Source organism: Bradyrhizobium betae, assembly GCF_004123905.1.
GTDB lineage: Bacteria > Pseudomonadota > Alphaproteobacteria > Rhizobiales > Xanthobacteraceae > Bradyrhizobium > Bradyrhizobium betae_A.
On record NZ_MZXW01000035.1, the window covers coordinates 239,690 to 258,212 of the forward strand.

The 18,523-nt window shown below is 65.3% G+C and carries 24 protein-coding genes; 11 read left to right on the top strand and 13 right to left on the bottom strand.

What is annotated here, in order from left to right:
- The first annotated feature begins 9 nt into the window (after positions 1–9).
- The 6 genes from B5V03_RS26225 (at position 10) to B5V03_RS26245 (ending at position 2,764) form a co-directional block, all read left to right on the top strand.
- A complete protein-coding gene (locus tag B5V03_RS26225; protein ID WP_129273257.1) occupies positions 10–1,068 on the top strand; it encodes an alcohol dehydrogenase in 1,059 nt (352 codons plus the stop codon).
- 199 nt (positions 1,069–1,267) lie between these two features.
- The gene (locus tag B5V03_RS26230; protein WP_129273258.1) at positions 1,268–1,429 is read left to right on the top strand and encodes a Flp family type IVb pilin; all 162 of its coding nucleotides are present in this window, start codon (positions 1,268–1,270) and stop codon (positions 1,427–1,429) included.
- Positions 1,430–1,497: 68 nt separating this feature from the next.
- Positions 1,498–1,728, top strand: coding sequence for a hypothetical protein (locus B5V03_RS26235; protein ID WP_129273259.1), 231 nt, complete (start codon positions 1,498–1,500; stop codon positions 1,726–1,728).
- Positions 1,729–1,921: 193 nt separating this feature from the next.
- Positions 1,922–2,167, top strand: a complete 246-nt coding sequence (locus B5V03_RS26240; RefSeq protein WP_206736194.1) for a hypothetical protein — start codon at positions 1,922–1,924, stop codon at positions 2,165–2,167.
- A 132-nt stretch (positions 2,168–2,299) separates the two neighbouring features.
- On the top strand, positions 2,300–2,470 hold the full coding sequence (locus B5V03_RS41665) for a hypothetical protein (protein WP_164988293.1): 171 nt from the start codon (positions 2,300–2,302) through the stop codon (positions 2,468–2,470).
- Positions 2,471–2,530: 60 nt separating this feature from the next.
- A complete protein-coding gene (locus B5V03_RS26245) occupies positions 2,531–2,764 on the top strand; it encodes a hypothetical protein (protein WP_129273260.1) in 234 nt (77 codons plus the stop codon).
- 6 nt (positions 2,765–2,770) lie between these two features.
- Here B5V03_RS26245 and B5V03_RS26250 read toward each other — a convergent pair whose 3' ends face one another.
- Positions 2,771–3,121: a hypothetical protein gene (locus B5V03_RS26250; RefSeq protein WP_129273261.1), complete on the bottom strand. Its 351-nt coding sequence runs from the start codon at positions 3,119–3,121 to the stop codon at positions 2,771–2,773.
- 497 nt (positions 3,122–3,618) lie between these two features.
- On the opposite strand from B5V03_RS26250, the gene B5V03_RS26255 reads away from it, so the two are divergent.
- A complete protein-coding gene (locus B5V03_RS26255) occupies positions 3,619–4,827 on the top strand; it encodes a hypothetical protein (protein WP_164988294.1) in 1,209 nt (402 codons plus the stop codon).
- Here the strand turns inward: B5V03_RS26255 and gmk are convergent.
- The 9 genes from gmk to B5V03_RS26300 all read right to left on the bottom strand — a co-directional run bounded on the left by gmk (position 4,760) and on the right by B5V03_RS26300 (position 13,384).
- Positions 4,760–5,419: a guanylate kinase gene (gmk, locus tag B5V03_RS26260; RefSeq protein ID WP_129273263.1), complete on the bottom strand. Its 660-nt coding sequence runs from the start codon at positions 5,417–5,419 to the stop codon at positions 4,760–4,762. The two genes, B5V03_RS26255 and gmk, sit on opposite strands and share 68 nt — an antisense overlap.
- Before the next feature lie 3 nt (positions 5,420–5,422).
- Positions 5,423–6,310 (bottom strand): YicC/YloC family endoribonuclease, encoded by an 888-nt coding sequence (locus B5V03_RS26265; protein ID WP_129273264.1) that lies wholly within the window; start codon positions 6,308–6,310, stop codon positions 5,423–5,425.
- 116 nt (positions 6,311–6,426) lie between these two features.
- Entirely contained in the window at positions 6,427–7,698 is a 1,272-nt protein-coding gene (gene mltG / locus B5V03_RS26270) for an endolytic transglycosylase MltG (RefSeq protein ID WP_129273265.1), read from the bottom strand.
- Positions 7,699–7,823: 125 nt separating this feature from the next.
- The gene (gene fabF / locus B5V03_RS26275) at positions 7,824–9,089 is read right to left on the bottom strand and encodes a beta-ketoacyl-ACP synthase II (RefSeq protein ID WP_129273266.1); all 1,266 of its coding nucleotides are present in this window, start codon (positions 9,087–9,089) and stop codon (positions 7,824–7,826) included.
- A gap of 108 nt (positions 9,090–9,197) precedes the next feature.
- Positions 9,198–9,437, bottom strand: a complete 240-nt coding sequence (locus tag B5V03_RS26280; RefSeq protein ID WP_006020277.1) for an acyl carrier protein — start codon at positions 9,435–9,437, stop codon at positions 9,198–9,200.
- 313 nt (positions 9,438–9,750) lie between these two features.
- Positions 9,751–10,488, bottom strand: a complete 738-nt coding sequence (gene fabG, locus B5V03_RS26285; protein ID WP_129273267.1) for a 3-oxoacyl-[acyl-carrier-protein] reductase — start codon at positions 10,486–10,488, stop codon at positions 9,751–9,753.
- Positions 10,489–10,502: 14 nt separating this feature from the next.
- Complete coding sequence (gene fabD / locus B5V03_RS26290) at positions 10,503–11,462, bottom strand: ACP S-malonyltransferase (protein ID WP_129273268.1); 960 nt, start codon at positions 11,460–11,462, stop codon at positions 10,503–10,505.
- 188 nt (positions 11,463–11,650) lie between these two features.
- Positions 11,651–12,676: a fatty acid desaturase family protein gene (locus B5V03_RS26295; protein WP_129273269.1), complete on the bottom strand. Its 1,026-nt coding sequence runs from the start codon at positions 12,674–12,676 to the stop codon at positions 11,651–11,653.
- A 3-nt stretch (positions 12,677–12,679) separates the two neighbouring features.
- The gene (locus tag B5V03_RS26300) at positions 12,680–13,384 is read right to left on the bottom strand and encodes a TetR/AcrR family transcriptional regulator C-terminal domain-containing protein (RefSeq protein ID WP_129273270.1); all 705 of its coding nucleotides are present in this window, start codon (positions 13,382–13,384) and stop codon (positions 12,680–12,682) included.
- Between the two features lie 346 nt (positions 13,385–13,730).
- On the opposite strand from B5V03_RS26300, the gene rpsF reads away from it, so the two are divergent.
- The 4 genes from rpsF to rplI all read left to right on the top strand — a co-directional run bounded on the left by rpsF (position 13,731) and on the right by rplI (position 16,248).
- Entirely contained in the window at positions 13,731–14,243 is a 513-nt protein-coding gene (gene rpsF / locus B5V03_RS26305; protein ID WP_129273271.1) for a 30S ribosomal protein S6, read from the top strand.
- A gap of 5 nt (positions 14,244–14,248) precedes the next feature.
- Entirely contained in the window at positions 14,249–14,488 is a 240-nt protein-coding gene (gene rpsR, locus B5V03_RS26310; RefSeq protein WP_007592020.1) for a 30S ribosomal protein S18, read from the top strand.
- 130 nt (positions 14,489–14,618) lie between these two features.
- Entirely contained in the window at positions 14,619–15,596 is a 978-nt protein-coding gene (locus B5V03_RS26315; protein ID WP_129273272.1) for a DUF2232 domain-containing protein, read from the top strand.
- Between the two features lie 49 nt (positions 15,597–15,645).
- Complete coding sequence (gene rplI / locus B5V03_RS26320; RefSeq protein ID WP_129273273.1) at positions 15,646–16,248, top strand: 50S ribosomal protein L9; 603 nt, start codon at positions 15,646–15,648, stop codon at positions 16,246–16,248.
- A gap of 36 nt (positions 16,249–16,284) precedes the next feature.
- Here the strand turns inward: rplI and B5V03_RS26325 are convergent, their stop codons facing one another.
- The 3 genes from B5V03_RS26325 to B5V03_RS26335 all read right to left on the bottom strand — a co-directional run bounded on the left by B5V03_RS26325 (position 16,285) and on the right by B5V03_RS26335 (position 18,439).
- Positions 16,285–16,752 carry a PaaI family thioesterase gene (locus B5V03_RS26325; RefSeq protein WP_129273274.1) on the bottom strand — a complete coding sequence of 156 codons (468 nt, stop codon included), beginning with the start codon at positions 16,750–16,752 and terminating at the stop codon, positions 16,285–16,287.
- A gap of 14 nt (positions 16,753–16,766) precedes the next feature.
- Positions 16,767–17,360: a TetR/AcrR family transcriptional regulator gene (locus B5V03_RS26330; protein ID WP_129273275.1), complete on the bottom strand. Its 594-nt coding sequence runs from the start codon at positions 17,358–17,360 to the stop codon at positions 16,767–16,769.
- A 107-nt stretch (positions 17,361–17,467) separates the two neighbouring features.
- Positions 17,468–18,439: a hypothetical protein gene (locus B5V03_RS26335; protein ID WP_164988295.1), complete on the bottom strand. Its 972-nt coding sequence runs from the start codon at positions 18,437–18,439 to the stop codon at positions 17,468–17,470.
- Positions 18,440–18,523: the final 84 nt, after the last annotated feature.

An 18,523-nucleotide genomic window follows, 5' to 3' on the forward strand; every position in this document is an offset into this window, starting at 1 on the left:
GGAAGGAATATGGCGTTGATGCGTCGGCAGTCCCTGGTCAAGTTCGATGCGCCCTTGTGCGAGACCATCGTCGACACGCCAAAGCCGCAGGGACGCGAGGTGCTGGTGCGCATCGAGCGCTGCGGCCTCTGCCATTCCGACCTGCACATCCAGGACGGCTATGCCGATCTCGGCGGCGGCAAGAAGCTCGACACCACGCGCGGCATGACACTGCCCTTCACGCTCGGCCACGAGATCGCGGGCGTCGTCGACGAAGTCGGCCCCGACGTGCCGGCGAGCCTCGTCGGCGCGAAGAAGGCCGTCTTCCCGTGGATCGGCTGCGGCCAGTGCCGCGACTGCGCCAATGGCGATGAGAACCTCTGTGCGAAGCAGCGCTTCCTCGGCGTCTCCATCGACGGCGGCTTTGCCACCCACGTGCTGGTGCCCGACGCAAAATATCTGCTCGACTATGATCCCCTGCCCGTCAACCAGGCCGCGACCCTGATGTGCTCCGGCGTCACCGCCTATGGCGCGCTCAAGCGCCTCGTCGACCGTCCGCGCCAGCGTAACCTCCTGCTGATCGGCCTCGGCGGCGTCGGCATGATGGGCATGTCGTTCGCGCAAGCCATGTTCAAGCAGCCGGTCACGGTCGCCGACCTCTCGCCGGCCGCGCGCGACACGGCGCTGAAGAACGGTGCAGCCAACGCCTACGATCCGTCCGAGCCCGACGTGATCAAGCGCATCCTCAAGGAAACCGAGGGCGGCTTCGACGAGGTCGTCGACTTCGCCGGCAACGAGAAGTCGATGGCGTTTGCGGTTGCGGTCGCCGCGCGCGGCGGCAAGGTCGTGGTCTCCGGCCTGATGGGCGGCCAGTTCACGCTGCCGATGGTGCAATGGGTCTACAAGCGCCTCACCGTCGAAGGCTTCATGGTCGGCACGCTAGCGGAAGCGCAGGAGTTGATGGCGCTCGCCCGCGCCGGCAAGATCAAGCCGACGCCGATGCGCGAGGAGCCGATGGGTGATGTCCAGAAATGGATCGACGAGCTTCGGGCCGGCAAGGTCGTCGGCCGCATCGTGCTGAAGAACTGACGCAAGAAAATCTGAAGAGGCCTGACTCTGAAGAGGCTTGACTCTCAAGAGGCTTGGCGACGGGATTTGCCTCTCGCCGCCACGCTTTCCCCGGCGCAATTAACCCGGAATTGACGCAAGGTCCGGTTCCAAATAGGGGAACCGGTGACCGGCGAGCTATAAGCCCCACCAGCTTGCAATTCGGAATTCTGGTGAGACCATGCAGACCATCCGCCGATTTCTGGCCGACGAATCCGGCGCGACCGCGATCGAGTACGGCCTGATCGCTGCCGGCATCGCGCTTGCGATCATCGCCGTGGTCAACAATCTCGGCTCGACGATGAAGCTGAAGTTCGGCTCGATCAGCACCTCGCTGAAGTAGCGCGACGCCGTTCGCTCACGGCACTCCCCGCGCGCGGAACGCCCGCGCGCGCGCCGCGTTGGCAGCGCATGTCCATTCGCAGCACCGTCGAAAGCGCATTCTTCATCGCCTGGAGTTTTCTGGAGGGAAGCGGCGAGCTCGGGCCTCCGGACGAGACCGCGAACGTTCTTCTCGACGCCATCGAAGCGCAGCTCAGGCGCGGCGAACGCCGGCAGCTGATGCTCGCCAACAAGGCGATCGACACCTGGCGCGCGCACGCGGCGCAAAGCCGGCCGTCGCAGCCAGCACGCTTCGGGTGACCGGAGGCGCCAATTCCGAAGGATGGATTTGGCGACGTCGCAATCCCGGTTTTTCCAAATTTCGATAGCGATTCCGGCGCGTTTCGCTCGTCATCGGCTTGCGCCCCTCAGGCACAACTTGCGTTAGTGCGCCGCTCGATCGCTACAGGAGCAAAGCCTTCGCAACGCCTACCCTTTCGACGAAGACGACAAGGTGTCGCTTCGCCACACCATCATCGCCATCGCGATGGGCGCGCTGTTCTCGCTGACACCGCCGCTGCTGCAAGCCGCCGACGACATCAAGCGGCTGGTCAGGAAGTACTGCAAGTCGCGCCCGCCGCCCGGGACCGAGGCCAGCGAACGATCGCTGGAGACGATCCTCGAAGAGGTCCGCGCCGGCGAGGCGCGACAACAGCCCGACATATCGCCGCCTGATGCGCGAGATGAGCCGAAGCGATAGCCCTCGGCGCCTGATCACGACCGATTACATCGGCATCGACATTGGAACGTCACGCGCCTCCCATGCGTTTGCTTCTCGTCAGGCACACCAGACACTCATCCGGGGGACCGAAGAGGAGAGACGAGCTTGGTCATGACAGACAAATGGTACGATCCGATATCCGAGCGCTGGATCGCACCGCGTGAAACGCGCCTTCGGCCGACAGCCCCGGCTGCAAGCGCGAACCACGTGCTGGAGCTCGAGAAGACGATCGAAGTCCAGCGCATCTGGCGCGCGCTCGTCGATTGCTGCGCAGGCGATTGACGCATTCACCGTGCGCAACGGCGGAGGAACCCACCGTCGGCTGCGCCGTTGGTACCCTGCATGAACGATCCCGCATCACCGGCAAGATCACCGGCAAGGCCGATGGCGACCGCGATCCGCTATCTTGCAATCGCCGTCGGCGGTACCTGCCTGCTGCTCGCCGCCATCTGCATCGCCATCGCGTGCCAGGTCTTTATTCAGACCGGTGTGTTTGCGCAGTCATATGCGATGGTGGGATTGATCAGCGTCGTGCTAGGCAGCTTGGCGCTCATGCTGGCGCGGGTGTGGAAGTAGAGCCATTTATCTAGGCGAGACAGTCCGGACAATCGAATTGATCTCGACCCAGCCAAAGGCCCCATGCCCCCTGATGGTGCCCTTGATCTCGCAACGATCCCCCAATTTGCAGACATTCAGCACACGGCTTCTGTACTTGTCATCGATATCGGCATCACACCATGTCAGCATGTTCTGATCCGGCGTCAGCAGGAGAATGCCCTGTTCTTCGGCCAGGACGCCGCTGCAAGTAAACCGATTGTCCTTTGGCCATACAAGTTTCGGGTCCGGCTTGTTTGTCGCCGCCAGTGCTGCGCCGGCACCGAGGCAGGTCACCGCCAATCCTGCCATTGCCAGACGTGCTGCGACCCGGTTCATCGTTAGACTCGCGATTCGTCGTTCGTAGGATGGGGAGAGCGCTTGCGAAACCCATCGCCTGCCTATCGCCGTTCTCCATAGTCACGGCCATCACCCGACTGGTCGCCCGCCCAATCCATCGGATAGTTGCCAATCGCGCACCCGGTCGTCCAGCCCATACTCGGCCGGGTTGACCTTTCTTGATCCGCAACACAGCGACGGGTTTCGCAAGCGCTCAATGCCCGGCCTTCCCTGCGCCCTTTGGCTTCCATCGGGCGAACGTGACGAAGCAAGGCTCGGGCAGAACCTGCCCCGGGGAGTGCGAAACCATGTCCCCTCGCCGTTCGCTGCGCGCGCAAGCAACGGCGCCAGCAAAAAGCCTGATTTCGCGGCGGAACGAACGCGCGCGAGGTCCAATTGAGGCCACATCCTCTCCGGATTTGCGGCTCATTGCCACCCAAGTCTTTGATGACAAAGGGCCGGTAAAGAGTTGCGTCATGCGTAACCGGGAGACCAGGATGGGCAACCGCACCGCAAAGTTCATATCAGCGCTTGTTGGCAGTATCATTGCCGGCGTACCGCTGGCCGCCGTGTCGCAAAACGCACCGGCCGTATCGAGCACGGCGAGTGCCGCGAGCGACTGTCTCGCCTCGGCGAAAGGCACCGCGCCGCAGGGCCAGCACTGGTACTATCGCCTCGATCGCGCGACCAAGCGGCAGTGCTGGTATCTGCGCGCCGAAGGCGGCAAGGTCACGCAGAGCGCGCAGGCGACCGACACGCCAGACGCGGATTCTGCCGCATCGCCATCGGTGCAGAATGCGCGTGCCGAATACATCGCGCCGCAGACCGCGCCGAACGTGACCGCGCCAGCGCTGGCCGCAGCGAGTGCACCGCTGGTCGAACAGCAGCCGTCGAGCACCGTCACCGATAGCAACGCGGAACAGCCCGCGGTCGCCGCGCGCTGGCCCGATGCCTCCGCAACGGCCGCTGCGGCGCAGCCGAGCGCGAAGCCGGCAAAGCCCGCAGCAGCTCCTGTGGCGCTAGCCGCAGCCGAAATTCCCGCCGACAAGCCGACCGGCTCGCTGCAGATGCTGCTGCTCGTGATCGGCGGCGCGCTGGCGCTCGCAGGCCTCCTCGCCAGCATCATCTACCGCTTCGCCGGCGGGCGCGTCCGCGCCAAGGCGGGCGACCACCGCCGCGTGAATTGGGACGATCGGGAGCCGCACGATCTCGACGACAGTCGCGCCCCCTGGCTCGAAGCGACGCCGGCCGTCACGCCACGCGCGCAGCGGCCACACCCGATCGACTTCGATGCCGTAAGATCGCAGGCGACGCGGCCGCAGGCCCCGCAACTCGCCGCGTTCAGCAACGAGATCGGCCGGATCGCGGCACAATCCCGTTCCCCTCGCGATGAGGTCGCAGTAGACCTCGACGAGGCCGCCATATTCGACGGAGAGTTCGAGATCGAGAGGTCAGCGCCTCGTCTCGCGGTCAACGCCACGCAGGACGAGGAGCCCGTCGACGACAAGCCCGTCGATCGCAACGAAGACGTGCAGACCGAGGACGCCGTCGACATCGACATCATCACGGCGATGCTGGAACGGCTGGCGCAGGAAGGGCCGCGGCTGTCGCGGCCTGACCCTGACCCTAGCCTCGATTCTAGCCCTGGAGCTGCCCTTGTAGACCTCGCACGAACCCCACGAGGCCAGTCCGCCGCTCGCGCTTGAGCCGTTCGGCCTTGAGGATCGACTGCACCTCGGCGAAGGCTTCGTCGACGTCGTGGTTGATCACGATGTAGTCGTACTCGGCCCAGTGGCTCATCTCGTGGCTGGCGCGGCTCATGCGCTTGCGGATCACCTCGTCGGAATCCTGCGCGCGCGAATGCAGCCGCTTCTCGAGATCGGCCGCCGACGGCGGCAGAATGAACACGCGCACCACGTCAACGCTGGCTTTCTGGTGCAGTTGCTGGGTGCCCTGCCAATCGATGTCGAACAGCACGTCCTTGCCGGCAGACAGTGCTGCCTCCACCGGCGCACGCGGCGTGCCGTAGAGATTGTCGAACACGGTCGCCCATTCGAGCAGCTCGTCGTCCTTGACCATCGCTTCGAAGCGCGGCTTGTCCACGAAGAAATAGTCCCGCCCGTCGACCTCACCGGGTCGCTTTGCGCGCGTGGTCGCCGACACCGACATTTTCAGGCCGGGCTCGCGGTCGAGCAGCATCCGCGACAGCGTCGTCTTGCCCGCGCCCGATGGCGAGGACAGCACGAACATCAATCCGCGCCGCTCGACACCGTCAGTAACGTGACCGCCCGTCGCCATCGATCACTCCAGATTCTGGACCTGCTCGCGGAACTGCTCGACCACGTTCTTCATGGCGAGGCCCGTATTGGTCAATTCGATATCGTTCGATTTCGAGCAGCAGGTGTTGACCTCACGGTGAAACTCCTGCGCCAGGAAGTCGAGCTTGCGCCCAATCGGGCCGCCCTTGCCGATCAGCTCGCGCGCCTGCGCGACGTGCGAGGCGATACGGTCGAGCTCCTCGCGGATGTCGGCCCTGGTCGCGATCAGGATCGCTTCCTGCATCAGGCGGTCGGAATCGAAACGGTCGGAGGTGTCCAGCAGCGCGGTGATCTGCTCGGCGAGCCTCGCCTTGATCGCCTCGGGCTTGCGGCCCGGCGAGCCTTCCGCCTTTTTGGCCAGCTGCTCGACCTCGTCGACCCGCTGGGTCAGGATCTGCCCCAGCGAAGTCCCCTCGCGCTTGCGCATCGCGACGAGTTCGTCGAGCGCCTTGTCGAAGGCTTCGGCCACCGCCACTCGCGCGGCGTTGTCCTCCTCCTCGTCGCCCTCGGGCTCGGCGACCTCAATGACACCCTTGATGGCCAGAAGGCCGTCGACGCTCGGCGCGACCGCGTCGACCTTGCCGGCGATGACCGCGGCGGCCTTGAGGACGGCGTTGAGCACGTCCTCGTTGACGCGGACGGAGGCGGCCGCATTGGCGCGCTTGACGGTGAGATTGGCGTAGACGGTGCCGCGCGAAAGCAGCTCGCCGGCGCGCTTCTTGGCGTGGGCCTCGAGCTCGTCGAACCCCTGCGGCAGCCGCACCCTGAGGTCAAAGCCCTTGGCGTTGACCGACTTCAATTCCCATTCAAACGTATACGGCCCGCTCGCGCCGTGGCTTCGGGCAAAGCCGGTCATGGACGACAAGGCCATCAGGTCAGATTCTCCGGAAACACAGGATTCGCGAGGCCATCAGGCCACGCGAATCTTAAGACTATTTTGCAGGAAAGTGTAATCCGCAAAGTCCCGTAGGCAGGTCTGCGCGGGGCCTAGCGCTGGATCACCGGCAGCGTCGGCTGCGCCGCGCCCTGGCGGGCCGGCGGGGGATTGGCCGGGCGCGCGGCCGGCGGCTTCTTCTGCTGATTCGGCCTGGGCGTCGTCGCGGTCGGCGTGTCGGCGGCTGCGGGCGCCGCAGCGGCCGGCGGCGGCGCATCCTCGGCCGGCTCGACCGTGTCGTTCTGGATCTGCTTCTCCATCGCGCGCAGCTTGGCGACGTTTTTCTGGTGCGCGTCGTAGGTCTCGGTGAAGGCATGCCCGCCGCTGCCGTCGGCAACGAAGAACAGGTCGCGGGTACGAGCCGGATTGGCGGCGGCCTCGAGCGAGGCGCGGCCGGGGTTGGCAATCGGGCCCGGCGGCAGGCCTTCGATCACATAGGTGTTGTAGGGCGAGGGCTGCGTGATCTCGCTGCGCTTGATCGGACGGCCGAGCGTGCCCTTGCCGCCGACGAGGCCGTAGATGATCGTGGGATCGGACTGCAGCTTGATTTTCTGCTTCAACCGGTTGGTGAACACGGCGGCGACACGGCTGCGCTCGTCCGGCTTGCCGGTTTCCTTCTCGACGATCGAGGCCAGCGTCACTAATTGCTCCGGCGTCTTGACCGGAACGTCCTGGCTGCGGCGCTCCCAGATCTCCGCGAGCACGCGCTTGTGCGCCTGCTGCATGCGCTGGATTACCTGATCACGCGGGGTCCCGCGCGGGAACTTGTAGGTCTCCGGCAGCAGCGTGCCTTCGCGCGGCAGTTCGCGCACGCTGCCGGTGAAGATGTCGTTGTCGGACAGCCGCGCCACGATCTGCTCGGAGGTCAGGCCTTCCGGGATCGTGACGGAATGCTGCACCACCTTGCCTTCGACGATGGTGCCGATGACGTCGCGCAAGGAGGCGTTCTTCTGGAACGAATACTCACCGGGCTTGAGGTCCGAGCTCGCCTTCAGCGCGGCGACGCTGGCGATGAAAATCCACGGATTGACGTCGGTCACGCCTTCCCGGTTCAGCGTCTCGGCGATGTCGCGCTTGCCCGCACGCTGCGGGATGTTGACGATCTTGTCCTCCTTCAGCGGCCCCGGCGCCTCGAGCACCTGCCGGCCGTAATAGTAGACGCCGCCGGCGCCGATCATGGAGATCAGCAGCAAGGTGATGATGGCGTTGCCGACGATCACGAAGGGGTTGCGCGCGCGGTCCGATCGCTTCGGCGGCGGCGGGACCTGCTCGGGCTCAAGCGCTGCCCGCGGACTCCGGGGCGAAATGGGCGGCCTCTCACTCATCAAAACAACCTGAATCCTGCCGGTTCAATCGCGGCCTGACAATCGCTTGTCCGGCCAAATGCAAGCGCCCACGCCCATGACTATCGCCGAATACGGCAAAACGGTGGATTCGTCGCAACCACAAACTAATGGACCAGCCGCCGGAAGATCACCGACGCATTGGTACCGCCAAAACCAAAAGAATTCGACAAAGCGACGTTCACCTCGCGCTTCTTGCCGCTGTGAGGCACGAGATCGATCGCGGTCTCGACCGACGGATTGTCCAGGTTGATCGTCGGCGGCACGACATTATCGCGAATCGCGAGAATGGCGAAGATCGCCTCGATCGCGCCGGCCGCACCCAGGAGATGCCCGGTCGACGATTTGGTCGAGGACATCGCGACCTTGGAAGCAGCGTTGCCGAGCAGCCGCTCCACGGCACCAAGCTCGATCTCATCGCCGAGCGGTGTCGAGGTGCCGTGCGCGTTGATGTAGTCGAGATCGGACGCCGTGAGGCCAGCGCGCTTGAGCGCTGCCGACATGCTGCGGAAACCGCCATCGCCATCGGGCGACGGCGACGTAATGTGATAGGCGTCACCCGAGAGGCCGTAGCCGACCACCTCGGCGTAGATCCTGGCGCCGCGGCGCTGGGCATGCTCGAGCTCTTCCAGGACCAGGACGCCGGCGCCCTCGCCCATCACGAAGCCGTCGCGATCCCGGTCGTAGGGACGCGAGGCCTTCTCGGGCATCTCGTTGAAGCCGGTCGAGAGCGCGCGCGCGGCATTGAAGCCGGCAATGCCGATACGGCCGATCGGCGATTCCGCGCCGCCGGCAACCATGACGTCGGCATCGCCGAGCGCGATCAGGCGAGCAGCATCACCGACCGCATGCGCGCCGGTCGAGCAGGCCGTGACCACCGAATGGTTCGGCCCCTTCAGCCCGTGTTTGATCGAGACATAGCCGGAGGCAAGATTTATCAGGCGTCCCGGGATGAAGAACGGCGACACCCGGCGCGGTCCGCGTTCCTTCAACAGAACCGCGGTGTCGGCAATGCCGTTGAGGCCGCCGATGCCGGAACCGATCATGGTGCCGGTCGCGCATTTGTCCTCCTCGGTCTCGGGATGCCAGTTGGCATCGTCGAGCGCCTGGCCCGCTGCGGCCATGCCGAAGATGATGAAGTCGTCGACCTTGCGCTGGTCCTTCGGCTCCATCCAGATATCGGGATTGAAGCTGTCGTTGCTGCCGTCACCGCGCACGACGGTGCAGGCGTATTTGGTCTGAAGATCGGAGACATCGAAGCTCTCGATCTTCCGCGCACCGCTTTCGCCGTTGAGGATTCGTTTCCAGGTCGGCTCGACGCCGCAGCCGAGTGGCGACACCATACCGAGACCAGTGACGACAACCCGCCTCATATCCGAAAACTCCGCATCGACAGCTTCACGGCCAATAACAAGAAACCGGCTGACCGCTGGGAAGCGGCCCGTCCGGTTTCAATGTTGTCCCCGCGAAAATGAAGAGCCTTAGCTCTTCGCGTTCTTCTCGAGAAACTTCGTGGCGTCGCCGACGGTGAGAATCGTCTCCGCCGCGTCGTCCGGAATCTCGCAACCGAATTCTTCTTCGAACGCCATCACCAGCTCGACGGTGTCCAGACTGTCGGCGCCGAGGTCGTCGATGAAGCTCGCTGCGTCGACAACCTTCTCGGGTTCAACACCAAGGTGTTCGACCACGATCTTCTTAACCCGCTCGCCAATCTCACTCATTGCATAACCTCGTGTTGTTCCCTGTAGACCCGACCCCCCGGGACGATACGAGCCGTCGTGGTCGTGTGACTGCCTTCGCTTACGAACTTTGATTTGGCCCCATCCAAACCGATGCAGGGCCCGGCGAACGACGGCCAAGGCACCGCATCGCCAATATACAGGGTTTCAAAAACCTGCAATGGCGTTCTTTGCCCATCCGTTGAAGGTCCGGTTATCATACTTCAACTGCCTTGACTACAAGCCTCATTTCGCTCCGGAAACGGCCGTTTGCCGCATCCCGCACCGCCCATGTGGGCAGTGCGGAACGAGGGCTTCAGATCATGGCCATGCCGCCATTGACATGGATGGTTTGCCCCGTGACGTAGGCTGCTTCGTTCGAACTCAGGTAGACGGCGGCGGCCGCGATGTCCTCCGGCGTCCCTAGGCGGTTGGCCGGAACCTTGGTCAGAATCGTCTCGCGCTGCTTGTCGTTGAGCGCGTCCGTCATCGGCGTCTTGATGAAGCCGGGCGCGATGCAGTTCGCGGTCACGCCGCGCTTGGCGTATTCGGCACCCAGCGTCTTGATCATGCCGATCAGGCCCGCCTTCGACGCGGTGTAATTGCCCTGCCCGGGATTGCCGGTGACGCCGACCACCGAGGTGATGGCGATGATGCGGCCGAAGCGCTTGCGCATCATCAGCTTGGTCGCAGCGCGCGCCAGGCGGAAGGTCGAGGTCAGATTGACGTTAATGACCTCCTCCCAGTCCTCGTCGCGGAGCTGGACGAAGAGATTGTCGCGGGTGATGCCGGCATTGGCGACGAGGATGTCGACCTGGCCCATCGCCGCTTCCGCGGCAGGCACCAACGCCTCGACCTCGTCGGCCTTGGAGAGATTGCAGGGCAACACGTGAGTGCGCTCGCCGAGCTTGCCGGCAAGCTCATCCAGCACTTCCTTGCGCGTTCCAGAAATCGAAACGGTGGCGCCTTGCGCGTGCAGCGCCTGCGCGATTGCGCCGCCGATACCGCCGGTCGCGCCTGTCACGAGCGCCTTTTTGCCAGTGAGATCGAACATCGATAACAACTCCTCTAGGCCTGCTTCGCAGCGGCCAATGCATCCTTGGCGGCGGCAATGTCGTTGGGACCGCCAACTGCAATACCGACGGCACCGTCGGCGATACGCTTGACGAGACCCGTCAGCACCTTGCCCGCGCCGATCTCGAAGAAACGCGTGACGCCCTGCCCTGCCATATAGGCGACCGACTCGCGCCAGCGCACGGTGCCGGTGACCTGCTCGACCAGGCGACGGCGAATCTCGTCGGGATCGGTGATGGCGCTCGCCAGCACGTTCGACACCAGCGGCGCCGCCGGCGCCTTGATCGTGACCTTCGCCAGCGCCTCGGCCATGGCATCGGCCGCGGGCTGCATCAGCTTGCAATGGAACGGCGCGGACACCGGCAGCAGCATTGCACGCTTGGCGCCCTTGGTCTTGGCGATCTCGACGGCGCGATCGACCGCAGCCTTGTCGCCGGAGACGACCACCTGGCCGCCGCCATTGTCGTTGGCAGCCTGGCAGACCTGGCCCCGCGCTGCCTCCTGGGCGACCGCCATGGCCGCCTCGTAGTCGAGGCCGAGCAGCGCGGCCATCGCACCGGCCCCAACCGGGACCGCCTTTTGCATGGCAAGACCGCGGATGCGAAGCAGCCGCGCGGTATCGGACACCGTCAGGCTGCCGGCGGCAGCCAGTGCCGAATATTCACCGAGCGAGTGGCCGGCGACGAAAGCCGCATCCCGCCCCACGGAAAATCCGGCTTCAGCCTCCAGCACGCGCAGGGTCGCAACGGACACCGCCATGAGGGCCGGCTGGGCGTTCTCGGTGAGCTGGAGGGTTTCGGCCGGGCCATCCCAGATGGTCGCCGTCAGCTTCTCCCCAAGCGCGGCGTCGACCTCGTCGAATACGGCGCGCGCCACCGGGAAGGCGTCGGCCAGGGCCTTGCCCATGCCAACCGCCTGGGACCCCTGCCCCGGAAATGTGAATGCTGCCGTCATCGGCGCTCCCTGCTTGTCCGGCGTGATCCCTGCGAGAACCGGCAGCCGATGACGCACGGCCTTAAGCCATGGTTCCTTGGGCCATGGTTCCGGATCATGCTCCAAAGGGGGCCGTAGACACTGTCCGGGGCCGGAATGTCAAGCCGAGATAGGAACTTCGGCCAGCATTCACCTGGGGATGCGGCCTCCTAAAACCCACCATTGGTCTGGTTGGCATCCACTGCGGCCCCTGCCTGGGCGCGGCGCGCGCTGTTCACGAGTTGGCCCGGCCGGTCGTCATGGTCCGGCTTCGCCGTGGCGAGCCGCAGCACGGCGCCATAGCCCGGCTGCACCTCCATGCGTTCCGCGTGCCGGCTCGCACTCAGCAAGCGATGCACCTTCGGCAGATTGTAGCAGGGCACGTAGAACAGCAGATGATGCTCGAGGTGGTAGTTCACGTAATACGGCGCGATGAACAGGCGCTCGAGAAAATTGGCATGCGTGGTGCGGGTGTTGCGCAAGGGATCGCTGCTATCTGGCACGACGGCGTGCTCGGCGATGTTGCGGATGCGGGTGATCACCATCATCCAGGTCACGAGCGGCACCAGCCATAGCAGCGGATAGGCCCACCACACGCCGGCCGCCGCGAGGGCTGCGAACATGATCGCATTGACCACGCTTTGCGGGCCGAGCTTCTCCCAGAAATGCGCGACGCGCTGACGCCACGGCCACTCCTTCGGCCCGAGCGCGTTGAGCAGTTGCGCCTTGCGCTGCTGGTAGCCGGTCTGCCCGGTGATGTCGCGAATGAACTTGCGGCGATAGCTCAGCTTCGTGATCGGAAACGGCGCCGACAGCACGAGGTCAGGATCGTCCTCCTGCTGGGTGCGCGCATGATGCTGGAGGTGATAGCGCCGATAGCTGCGCGTCTCGGCAAAGAGAGGATAGGCGCAGAACCATTGGCTCAGCGACAGATTGGTTTTTTCGTCGGCGGACAGGCAGCCGTGGGCGCCGTCATGCATCAGGATCGCCAGGCCCAGCTGGCGCGAGCCGATGATGGCGACAGCGAGAACATAGGTGATCGGATTGGGCCACCACGCGACCAACGCGATCGCACCGATAATGAGTGCCCAGGCGTGGGCGATCAGCGCAACGCCTTTCCACGTCACGCGCTGGCGCACGTCGGCGAGTTGATCGTCGGTCAGGAAATCGCGGGCACGCATGCGAAGCGCGGTCATGGCCTAACTCTCCTCGTTCGAATGATTTGACGCATCGCTCTCGCCGACGAGACGGAGGCGCGCGGCATCGCCGGTGGATTTGGCCTGCTCGCCGAGCACGCGCAGCATCTCGGCACACAGTGCCTCGGGCGAACGGCCCATGGCGTAACCTTCGAGGATGACGCCGATGGCGACAGCCCAGAACCGCCGCGAGCTTTCGTCAGGTGCGCGCAATGAGCGCCAGCCATGCCGTGCGACCTGGCTCGCATAGGCCCGCGTGCCCTCGCTGTGCAGCCGCTCGATGGTGCGTTCGACCAGCGGCGCGAGATCCTGGCGCCGGCGCGTCAACGTCAACGCCTCGGCGAAGAAAGCGACCGAATCACTCGCCGTCACCGTCTCGGCCAGCGCGTGGGTGTAATCCCCAGGCGTGCGCGCCTTCAGCGCCGCCTGCTCGGTCGCACGCGCGAGGTACAGGAGGTCGCGGCAGGCGCATTCGACGAACAGCGCCTCCTTGGTGCGGAAGTAATAGGTGATCTGGCTCGGGAATGCGTCCGCGGCGGCTGCAATGTCGGTGATCGCCGTGCCCGACAACCCCCGCTCCCGGAACAGCGGGCTTGCCGCGTCCAGCAGCAGCGAACGCATTTTGCGGCCGGCCGAGCGCGTGGCGCGCGCCGCATGCTTGGGATCGCCCGCCGCCTCTAGCGGCTCATGGACCGACTTTTCCGCCATGGAGGCCCTCTCATTCGACTTATTTGTATGATATACAAACAAATAAATCAAGCAGGATGTGGTATGTGAGGACCGGTCCCAGCCGCCTGCACCGGAACCCTCCCGGCCGAAAACACGGCGCCCAACCTTGCAAAGCCGGCCAAAATCCGTATAAGCGCGCCATCCGCAGACCCCGGCCGGGAGCTGAACGGACGGTCTCAGCAAATCATTCGTGATTTTGATGTGGCAGGGCCAGTCGGCCCGTCGTCCCGTGTTTCCGCCTTCTGAGCTTAATCCCAGAGTCCTTTCCGAAGGCCTCTTAAGGGCTTGACGCCGGGCGATGCGCCAACATGAGGAAAGGACCACCATGGCTCTCTATGAGCATGTTTTTCTTGCGCGTCAGGACGCGAGCACGCAGCAGGTTGAAGAGCTGACTGCGCAGATGACCGGTATCGTCGAGGGTCTCGGCGGCAAGGTCACCAAGACCGAGAATTGGGGCGTTCGCTCCCTCACCTACCGCATGAACAAGAACCGCAAGGCGCACTTCGTCCTGCTCAACATCGACGCGCCGTCCGCGGCGATCGCCGAGATCGAGCGCCAGGAGCGCATCAGCGAAGACGTGATCCGCTATATCAGCGTCCGCGTCGAGGAGCTCGAGGAAGGCCCGTCCGCGATGATGCGCAAGGCCGACCGTGACCGCGAGCGTGACGACCGTGGCGGCGGCTTCCGTGGCGATCGTGAAGGCGGTGGCTTCCGTGGCGACCGCGAGGGCGGTTTCCGTGGCGGCGATCGCGACGGTGGCGGCTTCCGCGGTGATCGCGGCCCGCGCCGTCCGCGCGAAGACGCTGAAACCACTACCACCACGACGGATGGGGAGTAAGAACAATGGCTGAAGCTGGTGCACGCCGCCCGTTTTTCCGTCGTCGCAAGAGCTGCCCGTTCACGGGCGCGAATGCTCCGAAGATCGACTACAAGGACTCCAAGCTCCTGATGCGTTACGTTTCCGAGCGCGGCAAGATCGTGCCGAGCCGCATCACCGCGGTGTCCGCGAAGAAGCAGCGTGAGCTCGCCCGCGCCATCAAGCGCGCGCGGTTCCTGGGCCTCTTGCCCTACGTCATTCGCTAAGACGAATTCGGCCGGCGGCGATATCGCCGCCGGTCGCACTACTTCGTTTTCTCATAAGGCTTCCGGGTCGTCCGGTCGCCGATGGTTGGGGCGAAATGCCTCTAACCGCTCGAAAGGAGCGGGACAGCTGATGATGGTCTTTGGACTGATAGCCCTGATCGCCGGCGCTGCGTCGGCCCTGATGTTCGCCTCGATCGTATCGGGCGCGCTGATCTCGCTCGTCCTGTTCTATCTCGCTCCGCTACCGCTGATGGTCGCCGCGATCGGCTGGGGACCGCTTTGCGCGAGCCTCGGAGGCATCGCTGCTGCGATCGGCCTCGGCGCCCTGTTCGGCCTGCCCTACTGCATCGCCTTTGCCGTCACCGTCGCGCTTCCGGCCTGGTGGCTCGGCCATCTCGTCCTGCTCAGCCGGCGGGTCGGACCCGTCACGCCGGAGGGCGCCACCGAGCCGACGGCGGAGCCAGAGCTCGAATGGTATCCGGTCGGACGCATCCTGCTGTGGATCGCAGGCTTCGCTGCGCTGACCACGATCGCTGCCCTGCTCACGCTCGGCACCGACGCCGAGACCATCATCGGCACGCTGCGGCGCGGCTTGATGCGGCTCCTTCGTGCCACGGATCCGCAAGCCTCAGGCGACGCCGACCAGTTCGTCGACGCGCTGGTCCGCGTCGCACCGGCCGCCGCCACCATCGTGGCGATGATGACGCTGACGCTCAATCTCTGGCTCAGCGCCAAGGTGACGGCGACGTCGGGCCGGCTGCGCCGTCCATGGCCCGACATGATGACGGCGGAGCTGCCGCCGATGACGCTGGTGGCGCTCTGCATTGCGCTAGCCTTCTGCTTCACCGGTGGGCTGCTCGCGATCGTCGCGCAGATCGCCACGGCGGCGCTGATGATGGGCTACGCGCTCACCGGCTTCGCCGTGCTGCATACGCTGACGCTGGCACTGAAGAGCCGCACCTTCTGGCTCGGCTCGACCTACGCCGTTGTCGTGGTGTTCGGCTGGCCCGTCATCGCGATGGTGATCCTCGGCCTTGCGGACGCCGTGTTCGGCTTCCGCGAGCGCTTCCTGCGCACGCGACAACCGCCGCCGCTGCCGGCCCCTTGAGTTCACGTCCGAAAATCCAACTCACTCAACACTTCAAAGGAGAACGAATATGGAAGTCATTTTGCTGGAACGCGTCAACAAGCTCGGCCACATGGGCGAAGTCGTGAAGGTTCGCGACGGCTATGCCCGCAATTTCCTGCTCAAGCGCGGCAAGGCGCTCCGCGCCACCGCCGACAACAAGGCCAAGTACGACGGGATGAAGGCCGACCTCGAGGCCCGCAACCTTGAGAGCAAGGGCGAAGCGTCCAAGGTCGCCGAGAAGATCCAGGGCAAGAACATCATCGTGATCCGCCAGGCCTCGGAAGCCGGCCAGCTGTTCGGCTCGGTCAACGTGCGCGACATCGTGGTGGCATTCGAAGCCGACGGCATTTCGCTGGCTCGCCCGCAGGTCCAACTCGACGCACCGATCAAGACCATCGGCAAGCGCTCCATCACTGTTGCTATCCACCCCGAGGTTGAAGTCGAGATCACCGTCACGGTTGCACGCAGCCAGGACGAGGCCGAGCGCATCAATCGCGGCGAAGACATCTCGACCCGCAACGAGGACCGCGATGCGGCCGCCGAGGCGATCGCCGCCGCGGGCGAGTTCTTCGATCCGGAAGCCCAGCACGACGAAGAGCCGGCGCCGGCTGCGGAAGAGACCGAGAAGTAAGCCTCGCATTCACGCAGGCTGCGAAGCCCGGTCGCCTCAGGCGGCCGGGCTTTTCGTTTGGGCGGCGACGTCCTCGCTCAGCATCGCGATCGAGGCGAGCGCCGTTGCCGTGTGCTTCTCGACACCGTCGCTGACACAGAACACGTCGGCCGCAACCACCGAGACCTGACGGCCCGGCTTGATCACCCTGGCCCGGCAGATCAGTTTCTCGCCGACCGCGGGCGAGAGCAGATTGAGCTTGTATTCCGCCGTCAGCGCCGCCTGGCCACGCGAGGTGGCAGCCGCGATCGTCGTGGCGTTGTCGACCAGGAAGGCGGTGACGCCGCCGTGGAAGAAGCCGTGCTGCTGCAACAGCTCCGGCCGGCGCTCGACTGCAATCGTGCAGGTGCCGCGCGACAATTCCGACAGCTCGGCACCGACCAGATTCATAAAGCCTTGCCGGCCGACATTGGCGTGAATGCGCTCGGCTACGGCTGCGAATTCGGGATCTGCTTCGTTGCGCATGCGACCTCTCCTTATTATTTCCTGATGCGATCGGGCGGCACCAGCGCGCGAATGGCGCAGGCAACCAGCGAATCGACCTCGCTGCGCGGATCGGCGCGGTCGCGTCCCGACAGGAAGGCGCGGCAAAAAATCTGGGCCGGACCGATGAGCTGGCTGACGAACATCACCGGCGTCATCGGCAGCAGCTCGCCGTGTGCGACCAGCGGCACGCGCCAACGCTCGATGCCTTCGGCAAGGCGCGCATTCTGCGCACGCTGGGCGTCGCGGACGTCCTCACCCCATTCGCTGCGCGAGATCTCGAACAGATAGCGCGCTTCGCGCCGGCTGGTGGCCACCCAGTCGAGATGCGCCCGGATCAGGCGATCGATGCCTTGCCCGGCATCGGGCACCGGATCGAGCGCGGCCAGCACCGCGGCGTGATAGTGCCGGAGCACCTCCAGGAACAGCGCGCCCGCGAGCTCCTTCTTCGATCCGAACACATGAAAGAAGCTGCCGTTGGAGGCGCGCGCCCGGGTACGGATCGCCGCCACCGTCGCAGCCTCGAAGCCGACGCGGTCGAACACGGCAAGCCCGGCCGCCAACAAATCGTCACGTACACTCGCGGTCATCGGCGCCTCCTAGAGCAATACTCTAGAGTGTTACTCTAGCCACGGTCAAGACGACGCGGAGACCGCGATGAACGCGGCCTCCGCAAGTCGATCGGAAAATGGGGGTGTTACCGCGAGATCGGCGGCGCGGGCGGTCCGGAGGACTCTGCCGGCGGCGGGGCCGCGGCGGTCGCGGGCGGAGCCGGCTCCTGCGGCTTGGCCGCCGGTTCGGAGCTCGCGGCGGGCGCAACCGGCTTGGGAGCCGCTTCTTCCACCGGCTTGGGCGCGGCGGCACCCGGCGGGGCCGGCGTCACCTGCGGCACCGGATCTGGCCGCAGCGCCGGCGGCTCGCTCCCGCGCGGCTCGACCTTGGCGCTGTCAGGCCTGGTTTCGACGGGCTTCTCGGCCGGCTTGCCGCTCTCAGGCTTGCCGCTGTCAGGCTTGGCCTCGGGCTCGACCTTGGCGGCCTCGGGCTTGGACTCGGCCTTCGGCTCGCTCTTCTTCTCTTCACTTGCCGGTGCGGCGGCGTCGATCTTCGGTGCTTCCTCGGTCCCGGGCTTGCCGCGACGCTTGCCCTTGCGTCCTTCTGGCGCTGCCTGACCTTCAGGCTTCAGGCCTTCCTTGGCGCCCTCCTCGCTCGGCCGCGCCGCGCGCTTCTGGCGGCCTTCGGCGGCCGGAGCTGCGCCTTCGGCGTCCGGCTTGGCGGTTTCCTGCGAACGCTGGCGGCGCCCCTGATGCTCGGGCGACTGGCCAGGCGCGGTGTTCGCTTCTTTCTCCTTGGCGCCGTCCTTCCTGTCCTTGCCGTCCTTGGCCTGGTAGCGGGTGTCGGCAGCACCGTTGGAGACGAGGTAGGAGGCGAGAATGCCCGCCATGTCCGAGCTCGTCGTGTAGTGCTGGCGCAGGAATCCCGGCAGCGACCCCGGCGGCACGGACTTCAACAGACCGCGCGGGCTCTTGTGGCACGCGTTACAGGTCTGCGCGAAAATCTGGGACGGGCTCTTGCCGGCCTCGAGGTTCGTTGCCTGCGCAAGAACGGTATCGGTCGCGCCGAAGCCGATCAAAAGCAATACCGTCGCGAGGCTGAGCGCTCGGCTCGACATTCCCATCATCTCCATTGAATTCCGAGAGGTGCAGCCGGCAGGCGGCGCGGCGGCGGGTCACCTTTTATCCGATTGAGCCGCGAA

What these genes read in the sequence shown, in the direction of transcription:
- B5V03_RS26225 (WP_129273257.1), top strand. Translation starts at nt 10, where the DNA reads ATGGCGTTGATGCGTCGGCAGTCCCTGGTCAAGTTCGATGCGCCCTTG.
- B5V03_RS26230 (WP_129273258.1), top strand. Translation starts at nt 1,268, where the DNA reads ATGCAGACCATCCGCCGATTTCTGGCCGACGAATCCGGCGCGACCGCG.
- B5V03_RS26235 (WP_129273259.1), top strand. Translation starts at nt 1,498, where the DNA reads ATGTCCATTCGCAGCACCGTCGAAAGCGCATTCTTCATCGCCTGGAGT.
- B5V03_RS41665 (WP_164988293.1), top strand. Translation starts at nt 2,300, where the DNA reads ATGACAGACAAATGGTACGATCCGATATCCGAGCGCTGGATCGCACCG.
- B5V03_RS26245 (WP_129273260.1), top strand. Translation starts at nt 2,531, where the DNA reads ATGAACGATCCCGCATCACCGGCAAGATCACCGGCAAGGCCGATGGCG.
- B5V03_RS26250 (WP_129273261.1), bottom strand. Translation starts at nt 3,121, where the DNA reads ATGAACCGGGTCGCAGCACGTCTGGCAATGGCAGGATTGGCGGTGACC.
- B5V03_RS26255 (WP_164988294.1), top strand. Translation starts at nt 3,619, where the DNA reads ATGGGCAACCGCACCGCAAAGTTCATATCAGCGCTTGTTGGCAGTATC.
- gmk (WP_129273263.1), bottom strand. Translation starts at nt 5,419, where the DNA reads ATGGCGACGGGCGGTCACGTTACTGACGGTGTCGAGCGGCGCGGATTG.
- B5V03_RS26265 (WP_129273264.1), bottom strand. Translation starts at nt 6,310, where the DNA reads ATGGCCTTGTCGTCCATGACCGGCTTTGCCCGAAGCCACGGCGCGAGC.
- mltG (WP_129273265.1), bottom strand. Translation starts at nt 7,698, where the DNA reads ATGAGTGAGAGGCCGCCCATTTCGCCCCGGAGTCCGCGGGCAGCGCTT.
- fabF (WP_129273266.1), bottom strand. Translation starts at nt 9,089, where the DNA reads ATGAGGCGGGTTGTCGTCACTGGTCTCGGTATGGTGTCGCCACTCGGC.
- B5V03_RS26280 (WP_006020277.1), bottom strand. Translation starts at nt 9,437, where the DNA reads ATGAGTGAGATTGGCGAGCGGGTTAAGAAGATCGTGGTCGAACACCTT.
- fabG (WP_129273267.1), bottom strand. Translation starts at nt 10,488, where the DNA reads ATGTTCGATCTCACTGGCAAAAAGGCGCTCGTGACAGGCGCGACCGGC.
- fabD (WP_129273268.1), bottom strand. Translation starts at nt 11,462, where the DNA reads ATGACGGCAGCATTCACATTTCCGGGGCAGGGGTCCCAGGCGGTTGGC.
- B5V03_RS26295 (WP_129273269.1), bottom strand. Translation starts at nt 12,676, where the DNA reads ATGACCGCGCTTCGCATGCGTGCCCGCGATTTCCTGACCGACGATCAA.
- B5V03_RS26300 (WP_129273270.1), bottom strand. Translation starts at nt 13,384, where the DNA reads ATGGCGGAAAAGTCGGTCCATGAGCCGCTAGAGGCGGCGGGCGATCCC.
- rpsF (WP_129273271.1), top strand. Translation starts at nt 13,731, where the DNA reads ATGGCTCTCTATGAGCATGTTTTTCTTGCGCGTCAGGACGCGAGCACG.
- rpsR (WP_007592020.1), top strand. Translation starts at nt 14,249, where the DNA reads ATGGCTGAAGCTGGTGCACGCCGCCCGTTTTTCCGTCGTCGCAAGAGC.
- B5V03_RS26315 (WP_129273272.1), top strand. Translation starts at nt 14,619, where the DNA reads ATGATGGTCTTTGGACTGATAGCCCTGATCGCCGGCGCTGCGTCGGCC.
- rplI (WP_129273273.1), top strand. Translation starts at nt 15,646, where the DNA reads ATGGAAGTCATTTTGCTGGAACGCGTCAACAAGCTCGGCCACATGGGC.
- B5V03_RS26325 (WP_129273274.1), bottom strand. Translation starts at nt 16,752, where the DNA reads ATGCGCAACGAAGCAGATCCCGAATTCGCAGCCGTAGCCGAGCGCATT.
- B5V03_RS26330 (WP_129273275.1), bottom strand. Translation starts at nt 17,360, where the DNA reads ATGACCGCGAGTGTACGTGACGATTTGTTGGCGGCCGGGCTTGCCGTG.
- B5V03_RS26335 (WP_164988295.1), bottom strand. Translation starts at nt 18,439, where the DNA reads ATGTCGAGCCGAGCGCTCAGCCTCGCGACGGTATTGCTTTTGATCGGC.